This window comes from Proteiniclasticum sp. C24MP (assembly GCF_043951855.1).
GTDB lineage: Bacteria > Bacillota > Clostridia > Clostridiales > Clostridiaceae > Proteiniclasticum.
The window spans coordinates 329,551-346,072 of the sequence record NZ_JBINJW010000001.1 but is presented as its reverse complement, the minus strand read 5'-3'; the positions used below and the strand labels follow the sequence as shown (position 1 = coordinate 346,072).

At 42.1% G+C, this 16,522-nt stretch carries 13 protein-coding genes; 11 read left to right on the top strand and 2 right to left on the bottom strand.

Annotated elements, in window-relative coordinates:
• Positions 1–62: 62 nt before the first annotated feature.
• On the bottom strand, positions 63–1,046 hold the full coding sequence (locus ACHAL6_RS01730; RefSeq protein ID WP_395268419.1) for an NADH:flavin oxidoreductase: 984 nt from the start codon (positions 1,044–1,046) through the stop codon (positions 63–65).
• Between the two features lie 203 nt (positions 1,047–1,249).
• On the opposite strand from ACHAL6_RS01730, the gene ACHAL6_RS01725 reads away from it, so the two are divergent.
• Entirely contained in the window at positions 1,250–2,200 is a 951-nt protein-coding gene (locus ACHAL6_RS01725; protein WP_395268418.1) for an AEC family transporter, read from the top strand.
• Between the two features lie 66 nt (positions 2,201–2,266).
• On the opposite strand, the gene ACHAL6_RS01720 is transcribed toward ACHAL6_RS01725, so the two are convergent.
• Positions 2,267–4,150 (bottom strand): LysR substrate-binding domain-containing protein, encoded by a 1,884-nt coding sequence (locus tag ACHAL6_RS01720; RefSeq protein ID WP_395268416.1) that lies wholly within the window; start codon positions 4,148–4,150, stop codon positions 2,267–2,269.
• A gap of 191 nt (positions 4,151–4,341) precedes the next feature.
• Between ACHAL6_RS01720 and ACHAL6_RS01715 the strand changes: the two genes are divergently transcribed.
• The 10 genes from ACHAL6_RS01715 (at position 4,342) to ACHAL6_RS01670 (ending at position 16,313) form a co-directional block, all read left to right on the top strand.
• Positions 4,342–5,397 (top strand): tripartite tricarboxylate transporter substrate binding protein, encoded by a 1,056-nt coding sequence (locus ACHAL6_RS01715; protein WP_395268414.1) that lies wholly within the window; start codon positions 4,342–4,344, stop codon positions 5,395–5,397.
• Positions 5,398–5,462: 65 nt separating this feature from the next.
• The gene (locus ACHAL6_RS01710; RefSeq protein ID WP_395268412.1) at positions 5,463–5,927 is read left to right on the top strand and encodes a tripartite tricarboxylate transporter TctB family protein; all 465 of its coding nucleotides are present in this window, start codon (positions 5,463–5,465) and stop codon (positions 5,925–5,927) included.
• Positions 5,928–5,939: 12 nt separating this feature from the next.
• The gene (locus ACHAL6_RS01705) at positions 5,940–7,469 is read left to right on the top strand and encodes a tripartite tricarboxylate transporter permease (protein ID WP_395268410.1); all 1,530 of its coding nucleotides are present in this window, start codon (positions 5,940–5,942) and stop codon (positions 7,467–7,469) included.
• A gap of 121 nt (positions 7,470–7,590) precedes the next feature.
• The gene (locus ACHAL6_RS01700) at positions 7,591–9,630 is read left to right on the top strand and encodes a glycoside hydrolase family 28 protein (RefSeq protein WP_395268408.1); all 2,040 of its coding nucleotides are present in this window, start codon (positions 7,591–7,593) and stop codon (positions 9,628–9,630) included.
• Positions 9,631–9,651: 21 nt separating this feature from the next.
• Positions 9,652–10,749, top strand: coding sequence for a glycoside hydrolase family 105 protein (locus ACHAL6_RS01695; protein ID WP_395268407.1), 1,098 nt, complete (start codon positions 9,652–9,654; stop codon positions 10,747–10,749).
• Positions 10,750–10,763: 14 nt separating this feature from the next.
• Positions 10,764–11,606, top strand: coding sequence for a sugar phosphate isomerase/epimerase family protein (locus ACHAL6_RS01690; protein ID WP_395268406.1), 843 nt, complete (start codon positions 10,764–10,766; stop codon positions 11,604–11,606).
• 50 nt (positions 11,607–11,656) lie between these two features.
• On the top strand, positions 11,657–12,541 hold the full coding sequence (gene garR / locus ACHAL6_RS01685; protein WP_395268405.1) for a 2-hydroxy-3-oxopropionate reductase: 885 nt from the start codon (positions 11,657–11,659) through the stop codon (positions 12,539–12,541).
• Positions 12,542–12,622: 81 nt separating this feature from the next.
• Positions 12,623–14,128 carry a galactarate dehydratase gene (gene garD / locus ACHAL6_RS01680; RefSeq protein WP_395268404.1) on the top strand — a complete coding sequence of 502 codons (1,506 nt, stop codon included), beginning with the start codon at positions 12,623–12,625 and terminating at the stop codon, positions 14,126–14,128.
• 27 nt (positions 14,129–14,155) lie between these two features.
• Positions 14,156–15,052 (top strand): 4-hydroxy-tetrahydrodipicolinate synthase, encoded by an 897-nt coding sequence (gene dapA / locus ACHAL6_RS01675; RefSeq protein ID WP_395268403.1) that lies wholly within the window; start codon positions 14,156–14,158, stop codon positions 15,050–15,052.
• Positions 15,053–15,062: 10 nt separating this feature from the next.
• Positions 15,063–16,313, top strand: coding sequence for a glycerate kinase (locus ACHAL6_RS01670; RefSeq protein ID WP_395268402.1), 1,251 nt, complete (start codon positions 15,063–15,065; stop codon positions 16,311–16,313).
• The last annotated feature ends 209 nt before the right edge of the window (positions 16,314–16,522 follow it).

Genomic DNA, 16,522 nt, shown 5'->3' with positions numbered 1-16,522 from the left:
CCCTTAATAATCAGGAAGAACTGCTTCCATCCTTTACTGGATGAGAGCAGTTCTTTCTTTTTTCATTTCTTCAGTTTTTCCAGAGCCTCATGGAGCCAGTGGCTGTCTTTATAGATGGCGCGACCGATGCCGATGAGATCCGTCTGATTTTTCTCAAGGATGGCATCCGCAGCGTCAAGGTCTGTGATGCCCCCGGTAAGAAGAACCGGAATATCCACAGCTTTTTTCAGTTCTTCCGTGATTTCTCTGAAGTAGCCCTGGCTTTTCTCGGTGGGATGCACATATCCGCAGTAGCCTCCTGAGATATCCAGAAGGTCCACACCTTCCTTTTCGAATATTCTGGATGCGTAGACGGAATCTTCTATGGTGGTTCCGCCTTCTTTGTAGTCGCAGGCGCCGAGTCTCAGAAATACAGGATAGTCACTTCCCACAGCCTTTCTTACGGCTTGTATGATTTCCATATGAAGACGGATGCGGTTCGTCAGGCTTCCGCCATAGGCATCAGTTCTCTTATTGATCAGAGGAGAATAGAACTGATTGAGAAGATATCCATGGGCGGAATGGATTTCCACTCCGTCAAATCCGGCGTCCCTGCATCTTCGTGCAGCCTGGGCAAAATCCGCGATAATCTGAACAATCCCTTCTTCTCCAAGAACGTGGATGTTCTGTCCTGGAAGAGCGGAAGGTCCGGCGGGTAGAATGAAAGGGTCATTGGGTTTGGCGTATAGGCCAGCGTGATTGATCTGCATCACCCCAAGGGTTCCGTTCTTATGGAGGAGTGCGCTGAGTTTTTTCAGTCCTTCCACCATGTCATCCGATGCCACGGAAATCTGCTTCTTGTTGGCCCTGCCTTCTTCACTGATGAAGCTGTGCTCCACGATGACAAGGGCAAGGTCTCCATCCCTGGTTTTTTCATCATAGTAGCTCAGGATCTCTTCACTCATGGAACCATCCTCCAGCGCTTTAGCTGTGGCCATGGGGGGAAGAACAATCCTGTTTTTAAGGTTCAGGTTCTTTACGTTCAGGGGGCTTGTTATTTTTCTCATATACTCATCCTTTCTGGGTAGAAGTTGTGGCTGCTCCATGGATCAGAGAAATGCTTCATCCTCTTTGCTCTTTTTCTCACTGCTCTTCATCAGTGCATCAGGATAGTATGGGTTGTGCATCCCATACCAAGGCAGGGGAAAATTCAGGTCAATGATGACATTACTATATGGAATAGTATATCCTATAATAGAGTGGGGGTGGAATGATGTATGATAATTTTATATTCAGTTTAGGCAGCGCACTGCCTATTTTTCTTGTGATGTTCATGGGGTATGTTTTGAAAAGAAGAAACATCGTGGATGAGAGTTTTGTTCGTCAGGCGAATACCATGGTATTCAACCTGGCTTTACCCATAAAACTGTTTTCGGATGTATCCAAGACATCCTTTGCGGAGAGTTTTGACTGGGGATTCATCCTCTTTGTCGTCATCGGTACAGTGGTCAGTGTGTTCATCGCGGCGCTATTCGCCAGGTTTACAGTGAAGAATCCCGAACAGAAAGCGGCCTTCATTCAAGGCTCTTTCAGAGGAAACTTCCTTTATGTAGGGTATTCCCTCATGGAAAACGTCATGGGCAGTGTGGGTACAAAAGCCCCCATTGCCATCGCATTCATCGTTCCTCTCTATAATATTCTTGCAGTGATGCTCTTCTCCTATTATGGAACGGAAGAGAAAAGCGAGGCCAGCCTGAAGGCTGTGGGAAAGAAGATCTTGAAGAACCCGCTGATCATTGCCATCATCATCGGATTTATCTTTTCCAGTCTCAATCTGAGTATGCCTATGGTTATTGACCGGACATTCTCCTACTTCAGCGTACTGGTTACACCACTGGCACTGCTGACCATCGGAGCCTCCTTCAAGTTCCAGAAGATCAGAGAAAGCTTTACCATTTCTCTCATTGCCTCCATGCTGAAGCTGGTGCTTCTGCCGCTCATAGCCGTGTACTTTGCAGTGCAGTTTGGTTTCCAGGCGGAAGAGCTGCTGGTCATCTACATCATATTCGGAGTACCCACTGCCGCAGCATCCTACATCATGGCCATTGCTTTAAAGGGAGACCATGACCTGGCCAGTGGCATCATCATGCTCACCACGCTTCTCTCCAATGTGACCATGACGCTGTTCATTTTCGGGTTCAAGACTTTAGGGATGATATAAGCAGGGATACAATTAAATCACGGATAATAATATCGGAGAGAATTTTGATACTATTATCCGTGATTTTTAATTATAGATTTTTGAACTTAGTTTTTTAATCAGCTTTACAATGTCTTCAGTGACCTTCGGTAATTTTCTTCCTACTCGAGTACCTATGACAAGATAATATTTCTGTGGAGGATTAAAAGAGTGTAACTTATTACCATTTATTGAGTCAGAAAAATGAAGTGGGAGAATTGTATTAGCGTCAGTAGCTCCAAGTAATTTTCTTAGAATTGGCAAGGTTGCTTCACAAACCACTTCATAGTTATCGGGGAAATAATCGGCAATTAATTTTTCCTGATCTTGACGCAGACTTGTGTTTTTAGGCGCCAACATAAACTTATTATTGTTGCTTGAATCATTCTCAGATGGTGTAGAATCGAGTTTACTACTGCAATAAACAAGTTCTGACTCCATTATCACCAGATTGTTAAGTAAGTCATGTGTAGGGTTACATGTAAAATACAGTCCGATATCAATTGATGCATTAAGGAGAGATTCAATTATAGTCTCTCTTGAAGAATCCTGAACTATTAATTCAATTTCAGGGTAAATCTTCTTGAAATTATCAGTCAGATTGACACGAAGATACTCGGAAAGTAAGGAGTCAGAGTAAACATAGTATTTGCCGCTATGTCCTGTTTTATATAAAGATATATACGATAACATCTCGTTTTCGATATGAATTATGTTTCTTGCATGATTTGCGAAAATCTTTCCAGCATTTGTAGTTTGAAGTTGATTGAACTCTCTAGTAAAAAGGCGTAGTCCAATAGATTGCTCCATATTCTTCAAATGTCTAGACAACGCAGGTTGAGCCAGATATAATTTATCGGCAGCGGCAGATAGACTTTTCTCATCAATTATTGCTACTAAATATTCCAGTATCTTAATGTCACATTGTACTTCATCATATCTGGCGTTTTGGATAAAGCTGCCTTCTGCAGTGTAATCAGGATTTTCTCCTTCTGTGGCGTCTTCAACAGTCAGTAATAGTTCATCAACTTCATTATTGTGAATTGCTTCGTATCGTGAATCTCCTAATCTTTCGCGAACCAATAAACTAGCCAGAAATTTCTCAGAAGGACTTAAACTATGGTTTAGCACGTATCTGATATGCAGCTGCTGGTATACAGGGGGATTTAGGGGGATATAGGCTACGTTATCACAAGGCGAAATGTGTGATTGAGAAACCAGACCTACACCCACAGCTTGACGTAACATGGAATCTATTAAAAGCACATCATCAGATTCAAATATTATCAATGGATCAAAGCCGGCTTTTTCAAAGAGTCTGTCAGCTAAGATTCTTATACTATGTTTTCTGCTCTGAAGAACGAATGGAGTATCTCTAAGTTCTGAAAGCTGGATATGATGGTTTTGAGCCAATGGATGTGATATTGGAATGGATACGACCAGTTCCTCATGAGCGATAGGAATATCTTTGACGCTCGTAGAAGTTTCACCAGAACCAAGAGCAAGATCAACATATCCGCTGGCAATTGCACCAGGTTGTTCTCTCGCAAAAAGTTCAACTAGTTCCAAAGCGGTATCAGGAAAGCGTCTGGAAAATTCGTTATATATCTTACTGTATATTATAGCTCCTCTATTGGGTGCGGTAGCCAAACGGATTTTATTTCTGTTATTTCCGCTTACTTCGTTCATCGTCAACAACATTCTGTTTTTTTCATCTAGAATTTTGTGCGCACAAAGGATAACATAACGACCGATTGCTGTTGGGCTGAGCTCTTTGTTATGTCTTATGAAAAGGGGGAAGCCGAATGTATCCTCACATTTTGATAGAAATTTACTCAACGCAGGTTGAGAGATATTCAATGCTTTTGAGGCAGAGGATAATGTTTTTAAATTATTTATTGTAATCAGATAATGGAACTGTCGTGTGTTCATAAAGATATCCTTCCTGCTTGATATCCTTAATTTATCATTTCCTTCAAAGAATATCAATTGTAGTATAACCAATTTGTTATAAAGACCATGAAACTTTGAACATTGTAAAGGTTTAACTGTATTTCTATAATAAACACATAGTCAAATAAAAGGACACAATAATTTCAAACAAAAAGAAAAGGGGTAGAAAAATGAAGAAAATTACAAAACTGATTTCGAGTGCAATGATTCTTGCCGTAATGGCAACGACTGTGGCTTGTGGTTCTGTTTCAGAAAAAGAGGAGCCTCAGGCATCAGAGAATGATGGGGGCGGAACAACTGTAGAGGAGAATATCGGATTTGTCGAAGACGAAACGCTGACACTTGTGGTACCGGGGAAACCAGGAGGAGGATCAGATTTAGCGATAAGACACTACAGTGAGGCTCTAACAAGACTATTCGGGTTAACTACAACTGTCACAAACTATGACAGTAATACTATCGGTCATCAGACTTTAGCTACTGCAAAACCTGATGGGACAACACTGACATTGGCTACATCTGCATTGAATGTTCAGTACATCACTGGCAACAGTGAAATAAATCCAATGGAAGACTTCACACTTATTGCGGCAATGCAGGACAATGGATTTGCAGCAATCGCTGTTCCAGCAGATGCTCCGTATGATGACTTTAATGGGTTTGTTGAATATGCAAAAGCAAATCCAGGAACAATAAATGCTGGGCAGCCTTCAAGCGGTAACAACACATTCATGTTTGCGATGATGGAGGATACGCTGGGAATTGATCTGAATGCTGTAGAAGCTGCTTCTGAATCGGATCGTCTTGTTAACTTATCAGGCGGATTCATTGATGTTGGATTTGTAGGTATAGGTAATGCAAGAGAATATGAAAAGGCAGGAAAACTTAAAGTCATTGGTACAATAGCTGCAGATGGAAAGGTAATAGATAACTTCGATGGCACTTTGCCTGACAACTATAAAACCACACAGGAACAAGGATTTGAAGATATTTATTGGGGTGTATATCATTACCTACTCGGACCAGCAGGAATGGACCAGGAAATGGCAGAAGCTATGAATGCGTCCATGAAAAAGGTCTATGATGATCCACAGACATTTGAAGCGATCAAGAATATTGGACACATTCCTGAATGGCATAACCTAGAGGAATCGAGAGAAATTCGCCAGAAAGAATATGATAAGATTGTAAAAATTGCAGATGCAATGGGTGCAAATGTAAGATAATCATTAAAAAATAATTATAGTATCCCAGGGTTAAGCCCTGGGATATTACTTGAAAGGAGTAGCCAATGAGAAGAGATATGATTACGGGTATAACAGGTGTAATCGGATCGATTATATTCTTATATCTAACAATCACTCAGATTCGTGATATCCCTAATCTTCTTGAACCAGGCCCCAAATTAATGCCATTAGTAGCAATAATTTTAATTTTTGGAAGTTCGATCGGATTACTGATCAAAGGTTTTTTAGATCGAAAAATACCAGAGAAGCCATACTTTCCACAAGGTGGAATCAGAAAAATTTCTGTAAGCTATTTTCTCCTGGTTTTATTTGGAGTATCCATGGGGGGTTTCGGGTTTCTGATAACTGCTCCAATTGCAACCTATACATTCATTTATAATCTCAAAGGAGAGAATAAGGTCAGCAGAATATCTGCAGTCATTATTTCAGTTCTTGTTACAGCAGGATTATATGCAATGTTCATTTATGGTTTCAAGATAAAATTGCCTACTGGAATATTATTTAATTGAGGAGGGATATAAATGGAATTTTTCATATCAGCATTACTTTTGTGTCTCCAGCCAATTAATTTAATCCTAATTATTGGCGTTGTGACATTGGGAATCATATTTGGCGCAATACCTGGGCTTTCTGCCACATTAGGAATTGCCCTGCTGCTACCGATAACCTTTGGGTTATCTACAGAAACTTCATTCATCATTTTGCTGGCCATGTGGATTGGCGGTGTATCGGGAACATTTATATCAGCAGTGCTGATTGGCATACCAGGCTCTTCCTCAGCAATTGCAACCTGTTTTGATGGGTTCCCTATGACTCAACAAGGGAAGGCTGGTAAAGCTTTAGCCATTGGTATCGTTGCATCATTTATTGGAACCATTGGTTCTGTTTTAGTTGCAACATTCTTGTCACCTATTATTGCTGAATTTGCGCTGCATCTGGGACCATGGGAATATTTCTCGTTATGTCTCTGTGCCATAACACTGATCGCCTCCTTGTCAAAAGGAATTATTTTCAAAGGAATAATGGCGGCAGGTATAGGTTTACTTATCGGTAGTATAGGAATGGACCCGATTAATGGAGTAACAAGATTCACTTTTGGCAATCCCTACTTTGGTGCGGGTATAAGCACAGTCGCACAGATGCTAGGAATGTTTGCTATGTGTCAGATAATCAGAGATTCGGCTAAAGGACAAGCCAAAATGCCTGAAATTGATACTGGAGAAATCAGAGGATGGGGAATCTCATTTAGAGATATCTTTTCCAATATAAAGACAATCATAGTCTCGTTCCTATCAGGTTTATGGATTGGATTCTTACCTGGTATGGGTTCAGGAATCTCCAACATGGTAGCTTATGGGTACGCAAAGAGCGCAAGTAAGGACCCTGACAGCTTTGGGAAAGGTAATCCTGCAGGTATATGGGCATCAGAAACCGCTAATAATGCATCTCTAGGTGGTGCATTGATTCCAATGATGGCTTTAGGTATTCCTGGAGACGGTATAACTGCGATGCTCATATCAGGATTAACGATTCATGGGTTACAAGCAGGACCGTTATTCATGACAGAAAAACCTGAATTAACCATGTTGATTTTTGCAACTGTAATAGTAGCTGCGATCGTAACCTTCTTTGTACAGATGATTTCTAAAAGATGGTTTCCGTACATACTCAAAATACCATATCACTACTTATATTCCGTTATTCTAGTAATTTGCTATATCGGTGGGTTTGGTATTTCCAATACAATGTTCAATATTTATGTGATGTTAGGATTGTGTTTGGTAGCCATATTCATGAATGTTGCTGGTCTTCCGCTTTCACCATTTGTGCTGGCGTTCATTCTTTCAGGTAAATTAGAGCGTTACTTCAGACAAGGTATAAGCTACTCTCATGGCAGCTATAAGGAGTTCTTCACAAGACCAATTTCGTTAACTCTGATCCTGCTAGCTGTATTCGCTGTAGTCTGGCCATTTATTTCAAGTCATCTTAAATCTAGGAAAGCAGGAAAAGTTTCAATTACGGGTTCTGTAGATGAAGCAAACGATGATTAAGCAAGAGAATCAGAATAGCAGGTCAGATTATAATATGATACATGAATATGTTCAGATGATTATAAATGGCATGATGAGAATGTTCTGCAGAATATGAAAACTTATAGCGAGGGATCTATCAATGAATAAGAAGGAATTAAGAGAAAAAATAATTACGAATATTGAAATGCCAAAGACAAGAGATGTCAAGTATATGGCTGAATTCTTTGATATATATCCGAGCGACAATATCAATCAGACAGTAAAATTTCAGAATGCTATTGATGCAATTTCAAATGACGGCGGAGGTAGTTTGGTAATACCACCAGGCGTTTATTGCACAGGGGCTTTGAAACTGAGAAGCGGAATAAACATACACTTGTCTGATGAGGATTCTATTTTAAGATTCATCAATTATGATCTGGAATCAAATTATCCCGCTGTGTTCTCGCATTGGGAAGCATCACCATGTATCAATTACAGCCCTTTACTATATGGGATTGATCTTGAAGATGTATCCATAACCGGGAGAGGTGTTCTCGATGGTGGTGCCGATGATGAACACTGGTGGAACTGGCATCATCAGGTGGAAAAAGCCTGGTCAGAAGATAAATCAGATCTGCAGCTTGAAGATAGAAAGACGTTACGGAAAATGAATACTGATGGGGTACCAGTATCTGAGAGAATCTTCGGGAGTGGTCATTACCTTAGACCGAATTTCATTCAGATAATCAACGGCAACCGAATTTTGTTGCAGGATGTTCATGTTACGAATAGTCCTATGTGGCTGATCAATCCTATCTTATGTAAAAGTGTAATCGTTGATGGAGTGAAAATAAAATCTTATGGTCCTAACAATGATGGGTGCGATCCAGAGAGCTGTAATGGTGTTTGGATCAGAAACTGCACTTTTGATACCGGCGACGATTGCATCAGTATCAAGTCAGGCAGAGATCGGGATGGGAGAGAGCTGAATGTTCCCTGTGAGAATATCTTAATTGAAAACAATCTATTCTCAGATGGACATGGAGGAATTGCGCTTGGAAGTGAAATGAGTGGTGGGATCAGAAACCTTCTGGCAGATGGCAATAAATTTACCAGTCCGAATCTGACTTATGCATTAAGACTTAAGACGAATGCTAAAAGAGGTGGATTCGTAGAGCAGATAATGATGACAGATACTGTGATAGAGTATGTGTCTGGTGCAGCAATTCATGGGACAATGCTTTATGAAGATGGGTATAAGGGGAATGATTTTCCCGTATTCAAAGATATTAGAATTGAAAATGTCACTGCCAGGGGAGGAGATTATGGGGTTTTTCTAGAATCGTTTGATGAAGTCCCCATAGAAGGTCTCGTGCTCAAAAATATTGATATAAATGATTGCGAAAAAGAATTACACAGCAGAAATTGGCGTAATCCTGTTCTTGAGAATCTGAAAATCAATGGAAAATCCTATCCTCGACCTGAATCCATACAGATACTGGGTGTGCCTTATGTAGGTATAGCAGTGAAAGCGAAAGCAAGACATACACTGAGTAATGAGACGTTGAAGTATATCTGGGAAGTCTATGATGATAAATGGACTGAATTTTCGGTAAAAGAAGAGATTATAGTCCCCCCTGGCGCTACGTGGATAAGAGTATCGGTTATAGATTCACAAGGGAATAAAGAGACAAGTTTGCAATATCGCATTACTTCAGATCTTCACCCCAAAGAGTACGTCAACAGATTTAAATGCAGGGGATTCCTGGAGGGAATAGAGATAACAGTCTTAGATCGGAATATCACGAAGAAAGAAATAACAAGAATACTATATGCACTTATAGCAAAGGATCAGATAAAAATACAAAAACAGGATGAAGCGCTGGACTATCTTATCAGACAAAAGATTTTACCAGCTACAAAAGATATTTCAGAATCAGAACGATATATCACAAGGCAGGAGATGGCAACAGTGGCGATGCAGGCTTGCGGCGTCAGTTATAGAAATGGGTCCAGCACGATGCCTGAGTGCAGGGATGCAGAAGATATCAGCAAGAATTATGGAACAAATGTAGACAGAGCATTGTTTTACGGATTTATGAAGCTTGATGATGATAGGTTTCATCCAAAGAAAAATGTAACTGTAGATGAGGCAATTATAATTTTGAATACCGTTGCGGATTTTGCAGGAATTTAAGAGTTACTGAAGGAGAAAATTATGTGGTTAAAATATTTCGAACAATATGCAAGTGAACAGCTTCCGCTTTTTTTACAAGCGAAACCCTGGAATTATAAAAATGATATTTGCATGTTGGGTTTAAAGAAGCTGGCTGATGTTACAGGAAATCGGAAATGGAGTGATTACATCATCCAGTACAGTTCGTATCTTATAAATGAAGATGGAAAAGTAGACAACTGGTATGAGAATGAAAAGAATTCCGATAAAGTCAGCTTCGGCAAGTCACTAAAAGTGCTCTATGATCTTACGAAAGATCAGAAATACAATAAAGCTGTATTTGATGCTTATAAAATGCTAGAGGATTATCCAAGAACAGAGACTGGGAATTTCTGGCACAAAGATATTTATCCGGATCAGGTTTGGTTGGACGGATTCTATATGGTTATGCCATTTTATGCTCAATCTCTGATTGATTTCAATGAAGATCATTGGGATGATATCTTCAATCAATTTCAATCGGCTCATAGATTATTATGGAATGATGAGCTGAAATTATATATGCATGCCAACGATTGCTCGAAAAAATCAGAATGGTGCGATAAGACTACAGGAAAGAGCCAAGTGGTCTGGCTTAGAGCTGTGGGATGGTTCTTCATGTCTCTTGTCGATACGTATGAGATTTCTAATAATAAAACATCTCGCTCTCAAGAACTGGTTGGAATACTGAAGAATGCAGCAGATCATATCATGCAATATATTGATTCTCAATCAAACATGTTCCTTCAGATAGTAGATGGTAAAACTTTAGTTAATAATTATCTTGAAACTTCTGGCAGTGCAATGATTGCTTATGCACTAATGAAAGGAGCTAGATTAGGCATACTGGATGAAAAGTATGGACTCATCGGAAATGATATTGTTGATGGTATTAAGAAAACTTATCTAGTTAATAATGAGGAATGTTTTGAGCTAAATGGGATCTGTGCAAGTGCAGGGTTAGGACCAGGTCCGGACAATCGTACTGACAGAGATGGCACTCCTGAATATTATCTGAGAGAGAAACAGATGACAGATAATCAGCATGGAGCGGCAGCGTGCATGATGGCCGTAAGTGAACAACTACTGAGAAGTAATTAAGGAGGCGCTATCAAATGCAACTTGGATTAAGACTTCACGATACTAAAAAGCTGCCCATTGAAGAACTGTTGCCCAGTGTTCGGGATAGTGGGTTTAGTTGCGTACATCTTGCGCTACGCAAAGTTTTAAAAGATGTACCATACAATCCTTCAGCTTTGACTCCGGGTTATGCAAGATATCTTCAGAAATTATTTGCTATGAATGACATTGATATTGCAGTACTTGGCAATTATCTGAATCTAGCTCATCCCGATGAACATGTAATCAGAAATGCTACTGAAAGTTACTTCGCACATATTCGATTTGCTTCTCAACTCGGATGTGGGATGGTTGGAACAGAAACTGGAGCACCAAATATAGAGTACAAATATTCTCCGGATTGCAGGACGGACAGGGCGTTATCTGTATTTATAAAACACTTGAAACCTATTGTCAGATGTGCAGAACAGTATGGTGTAACCCTTGCGATAGAACCGGTTGTAAGACATATAGTCTGGAATCCTAAAAGATGCAGACAGGTTCTTGATGAGATAGGATCACATAATCTTCAGGTCTTATTTGATCCGGTGAACATGCTCGAACTAGATAACGTAGATCACCGGGAAGATGTCTTTGAAGAAGCAATAGAATTGCTCGGAAAGGATATAGCGATGATTCATTTAAAAGACTTTATCAGAACCGAAGAAGGACATGGATTGAAATCTGTTGGCGCAGGGACTGGTGAGATGGATTATTCAAAAATCATGAAATTCATTAAAAAAGATAAGCCATATATCTATGCAACACTAGAAAATACGACTCCTGAAAATGAAGTGTATTGCTTAAATGAAATGATGAAAGCGTACAATAATGCATAATTCATGTGGTGTCAAAGTTGTTAATTAGAAGATAATTTAGGAGGTAAAAAATGAAAATTGGATTTATAGGACTAGGAATAATGGGAAAGCCTATGAGCAAGAATCTTGTGAAGGCTGGACACGAATTGGTGGTAAATGACTTCAATCAGTCCTCTATGGACGAGCTGGTTGAACTTGGCGCAAAGGCAGTGGGAAGCGCCAGAGAAGTGGCAGGTGAGTGTGAGGTGATCATCACCATGCTTCCAAACTCTCCACACGTACGTGTGGTGGCCCTGGGAGAAAACGGTATTCATGAAACAGCAAAGCCTGGAACCATCCTGATCGATATGAGCTCCATTGACCCTACGGAAAGTAAAGCCATTGGTGCTGCTCTTGCAGAAAAAGGAATCAGAATGATCGACGCTCCAGTAAGCGGTGGAGAACCAAAGGCTATCGATGGCACACTGTCTGTCATGGCTGGTGGAAACAGAGAAGACTTCGACAAGTACTACGATATGCTGATGACCATGGCCGGTTCCGTAACCTACGTTGGAGAACTTGGTGCAGGAAACATCGCAAAACTCGCAAATCAGATCGTTGTAGCCTTGAATATTTCAGCAGTGGCAGAAGCCCTGACCTTCGCGCAGAAAGCGGGTGCAAGTCCAGAGCTTGTGTATCAGGCAATTAGAGGAGGTCTGGCAGGCTCTACAGTAATGGATGCCAAGGCGCCTCTGATGCTGGATAGAAAATTCGATCCAGGATTTAGGATCGAGCTGCATATCAAGGATCTCAACAATGCCATCAATGCAGGGCATTCTGCTGAAGCACCACTGCCCTTGACTGTACAGGCGATGGAGATTCTCCAGGTACTGAAAGCAGATGGTTATGGAAAGAATGATCATGGGGCGATTCTGAAGTACTATGAAAAGTTAGGAAATATCACTTTAAAGAAATAGTCAGAGAGATATCCTATGATGCGTTTCTCATAGGATATCTTATTTATAAAGGGAAGATGGTGACAAAGGATGAATAAGGAAATGAAAAAACGTCTTGTGAAAGTGCATCCCAGTGACAACGTCGAAATCGTTGTTTCTGAAGAAGGACTGAAGAAAGGTGAAATCATAGAAGGGATCGAGGTCCTGGAGGATATTCCACAGAGTCATAAGGTGAACCTTGTGGACTATAAGACCGGGGATCCGATTATCAGATATAATGAAATCATCGGATATGCCAAGGAAGAGATCAGAAAAGGAAGCTGGATCACGGAGCACAGACTGACACTGCCCAAGGCGCCCAGGCTTGAAGAGCTTGAACTGGCAACGAAGGTTCCAGATAAACTGCCCCCACTGGAAGGGTATACTTTTCTGGGCTACAGAAATCCAAACGGATCCGTAGGCACAAAGAATCTACTGGGCATTACCACCAGCGTCCAGTGCGTGGAAGGGGTGCTGAACATCGCGGTGAAAGAGCTTGAAAAGAAGCTTTCGCTCTATCCCAATGTGGACGGCATCATGCCCATCAACCATAATTATGGATGTGGCGTGGCCATTTCAGCCAAAAATGCGGAAATTCCCATAAGAACCATCAAAAACCTTTCAGAGCATCCCAACTTCGGTGGAGAAATGCTTTATGTGGGGCTTGGGTGTGAAAAGATGATTCCGGAGAAGGTGTTCATCGGTCTCAAAGACAATAACTACGTGACGCTTCAGGAAAATCAGGGATTCCATGCCATGGTCAAGGACATCGTGGAAAAGGGAGAGATGATTCTGAAACGTCTGAACATGAGAAAACGTGAAGTGTGTGATGTGAAGGACCTGGTGGTAGGTCTTCAGTGCGGAGGCAGCGACGCATTTTCAGGGGTTACTGCAAACCCGGCAGTGGGCTATGCATCGGATCTTCTGGTGCGCTGCGGGGCGACGGTTCTTTTCTCGGAAGTGACGGAAGTGAGAGATGGCGTACATCTGCTTACGCCGAGAGCGGAAACGGTTGAAATCGCAGACCGGATCCGACAGGAAATGGCCTGGTATGACGAGTACCTGGAGACGGGACTTGTGGATCGCGATGCGAATCCGACACCAGGCAATAAAAAAGGCGGACTTGCAAATATTGTGGAAAAGTCACTAGGTTCCATTGCGAAATCCGGAAACAGCGCCATTTCAGATGTGCTCTCACCAGGGGAAAAGGTCAGAAAGAACGGACTTGTTTTTGCTGCAACCCCTGCCAGCGATTTTGTCTGCGGAACCCTTCAGATGGCATCAGGGATTCATCTTCAGGTGTTCACCACAGGAAGAGGAACCCCCTATGGACTGAAGATGGTACCCGTGATCAAAGTCTCCACGAGAAATGAGCTGAAGGAGAAATGGTTTGACCTCATTGATGTCAATGCGGGCACCATAGCCACAGGAGAGTCCACCATAGAAGAAAAAGGATGGGAGATCTTCAGACTGATCCTGGATATCGCTTCAGGCAGTGAGAAATGCTTTGCGGATCAGTGGGGCATAGAAAATGCCATCTGTCTTTTCAACCCAGCACCTATTACATAATAAGAAGGGAAACATAGGAGGAGAATCATGGATATCAGAGATTTGAAAGGTGTCATTCCACCCATTGTGACACCAGTGGATGAAAATGAAAATGTAGACGAAAAAGGACTCATAAGAGTCATTGATCATGTTCTGGACGGAGGTGTTCATGGTATTTTCGTCATGGGCAGTAACGGTGAATTCTATGCCATGGATGAGGAGAATCAGAGAAGAGCCATTGAAATCACGGTTAATCATGTGGCAGGAAGAGTTCCTGTCTATGCAGGAGTGGGAGAAATCACAACGAAAGCATGCATAAGACTTGTGAAACAGGCGGAGGAAGCAGGTGCAGATGCTGTGACCCTTCTGACACCCATGTTCATCAAGCTGACGGATGATGAGCTTTATGATCATTTCAAGAAAATTGCGGACAGCACAAGTATTCCAGTGCTTCTCTACAACAATCCCGGAAAAACCGCCAACAATATTTCAGTTTCACTTCTGAAGCGGCTTGCAGAAGTGGAGAATATCATCGGCATCAAGAACACCTCGCTGGACTTTGCCCAGACCATTCACTTTATCGAGGCTACAAGAGAAATCGAGAACTTCAAGGTGCTTGCGGGTTCTGATTACTATATCTATGGAACACTTGCCTACGGTGGTGCAGGATGCGTTGCAGGTACAGCCAATGTAGCTCCAAGGCTTGTGGCGGATATCTATGATAAGTACATGAAGGGAGATCTGGAAGGTGCCATGAAAGCCCAGTATGATCTCATTCCTTTAAGAGATACTTACAATTATGGAAGTTTTCCGGTAGTGATGAAGGACTGTCTGAATCTGATGGGGCTGGACCTGGGACATCCTGTAATGCCTATTCAGCACTGCAGTGAGGAGAAGATGAATGAGCTTGAAGCAGTGCTGCGGAATCTTGATCTCATTTCATAAGGAGAAGGATATGAAAATTCATGAAGATGCATATAAGATCATAGAAGAGTCCATAAACAGAGTGAAACCGGATGAAGCGGTGAAAGCCGCGCTTCTAGGCAGAGACTTCAAAGGGAAAGTGGTTCTCATCGCCATCGGCAAGGCTTCCTGGAATATGGCGGAAGCTGCCTATGAAATGCTGAAGGAGAAGGTCACGAGCGGTGTGGTGATCACAAAATACGACCACAGCAGAGGGCCCATCGGGAATCTTGAAATCTTTGAGGCAGGACATCCCATCGTGGATGAGAACTCCATCAAGGGAACGAAGAGAGTACTGGATATGACAAGTGCGCTGGGGAAAGAGGATCAGGTGGTCTTTCTTGTTTCCGGTGGAGGCTCCGCACTCTTTGAGATGCCCATGGATGGCGTGCTGCTGGAAGACATCATGGATATCACAGACCAGCTTCTGAAAAGCGGAGCGGACATTGTGGAAATCAACACGGTGAGAAAGCACCTTTCCAAGGTCAAAGGCGGGAAATTCGCAGAGCACTGCAAAGATACCAATATCCTTTCGGTAGTCCTGTCTGACGTCATCGGAGACCCTCTGGATGCCATCGCATCAGGACCTGCCTATAGAGACTCCTCCACCAGTGAGGAAGCCATGGAGATTCTGGAAAGATATCAGCTGAAAGTGGAACCGCACATCCTGGAAGTGCTGAAGATTGAAACACCGAAAGATCTGAGAAACTGTGAAACGGTCATTACAGGAAGCGTGACGGCGCTCTGCAGCGCTGCCATGGAAGCTGCGGAAAACAGAGGCTATACACCTTATCTTCTATCTTCTACTGTGGATGGAGAAGCCAAGGAAGTAGGTCGGTTCTTCAGTGCCATGGCAAGAGAAGTAAGAAACGGGAATTCATCCTTCCAGACGCCTTGTGCCATCATCGCAGGCGGAGAAACCGTGGTGAAGATCAAGGGAAACGGAAAAGGTGGAAGGAATCAGGAGCTGGCTTTATCCTGCGCGCAGGGCATTGAAGGACTAGAAGATACGGTATTCTTTTCAGTGGGATCAGATGGAACAGATGGTCCTACTGATGCAGCTGGCGGAATCGTCGATGGAAATACAGCTTCAGAGCTGAGAGAGAAAGAGATTCCGCTGGAAGTATATCTGGACAACAATGACAGCTATCATGGTCTGGACTCTGTAGGAGCACTTGTGAAGACAGGACCTACAGGAACCAATGTCAATGACTTCATGGTGCTCTTGGTCAATTCAAAATAAGAGGACAATTTCAAGTATTGTGTGCCCCCCTACAATAGTGAAATACAGGAAAAGGAATTCTATTCAGGATTCCTTTTTTTGCTGATGACCAATATTCCGAAGATACACTGGATGCTACATGGTTTTGTGTTCTGTAAAAGAAACCGAATCTGTAATGAATACTGGATTTCTGATAGTATCCTGTCATCCTTCTGAGGTGATTTAATGCT

Coding starts and splice junctions, on each gene's coding strand:
- ACHAL6_RS01720 (WP_395268416.1), bottom strand. CDS start 4,150: ATGAACACACGACAGTTCCATTATCTGATTACAATAAATAATTTAAAA.
- garD (WP_395268404.1), top strand. CDS start 12,623: ATGAAAAAACGTCTTGTGAAAGTGCATCCCAGTGACAACGTCGAAATC.
- ACHAL6_RS01725 (WP_395268418.1), top strand. CDS start 1,250: ATGATGTATGATAATTTTATATTCAGTTTAGGCAGCGCACTGCCTATT.
- dapA (WP_395268403.1), top strand. CDS start 14,156: ATGGATATCAGAGATTTGAAAGGTGTCATTCCACCCATTGTGACACCA.
- ACHAL6_RS01710 (WP_395268412.1), top strand. CDS start 5,463: ATGAGAAGAGATATGATTACGGGTATAACAGGTGTAATCGGATCGATT.
- ACHAL6_RS01695 (WP_395268407.1), top strand. CDS start 9,652: ATGTGGTTAAAATATTTCGAACAATATGCAAGTGAACAGCTTCCGCTT.
- ACHAL6_RS01705 (WP_395268410.1), top strand. CDS start 5,940: ATGGAATTTTTCATATCAGCATTACTTTTGTGTCTCCAGCCAATTAAT.
- ACHAL6_RS01670 (WP_395268402.1), top strand. CDS start 15,063: ATGAAAATTCATGAAGATGCATATAAGATCATAGAAGAGTCCATAAAC.
- ACHAL6_RS01690 (WP_395268406.1), top strand. CDS start 10,764: ATGCAACTTGGATTAAGACTTCACGATACTAAAAAGCTGCCCATTGAA.
- garR (WP_395268405.1), top strand. CDS start 11,657: ATGAAAATTGGATTTATAGGACTAGGAATAATGGGAAAGCCTATGAGC.
- ACHAL6_RS01700 (WP_395268408.1), top strand. CDS start 7,591: ATGAATAAGAAGGAATTAAGAGAAAAAATAATTACGAATATTGAAATG.
- ACHAL6_RS01715 (WP_395268414.1), top strand. CDS start 4,342: ATGAAGAAAATTACAAAACTGATTTCGAGTGCAATGATTCTTGCCGTA.
- ACHAL6_RS01730 (WP_395268419.1), bottom strand. CDS start 1,046: ATGAGAAAAATAACAAGCCCCCTGAACGTAAAGAACCTGAACCTTAAA.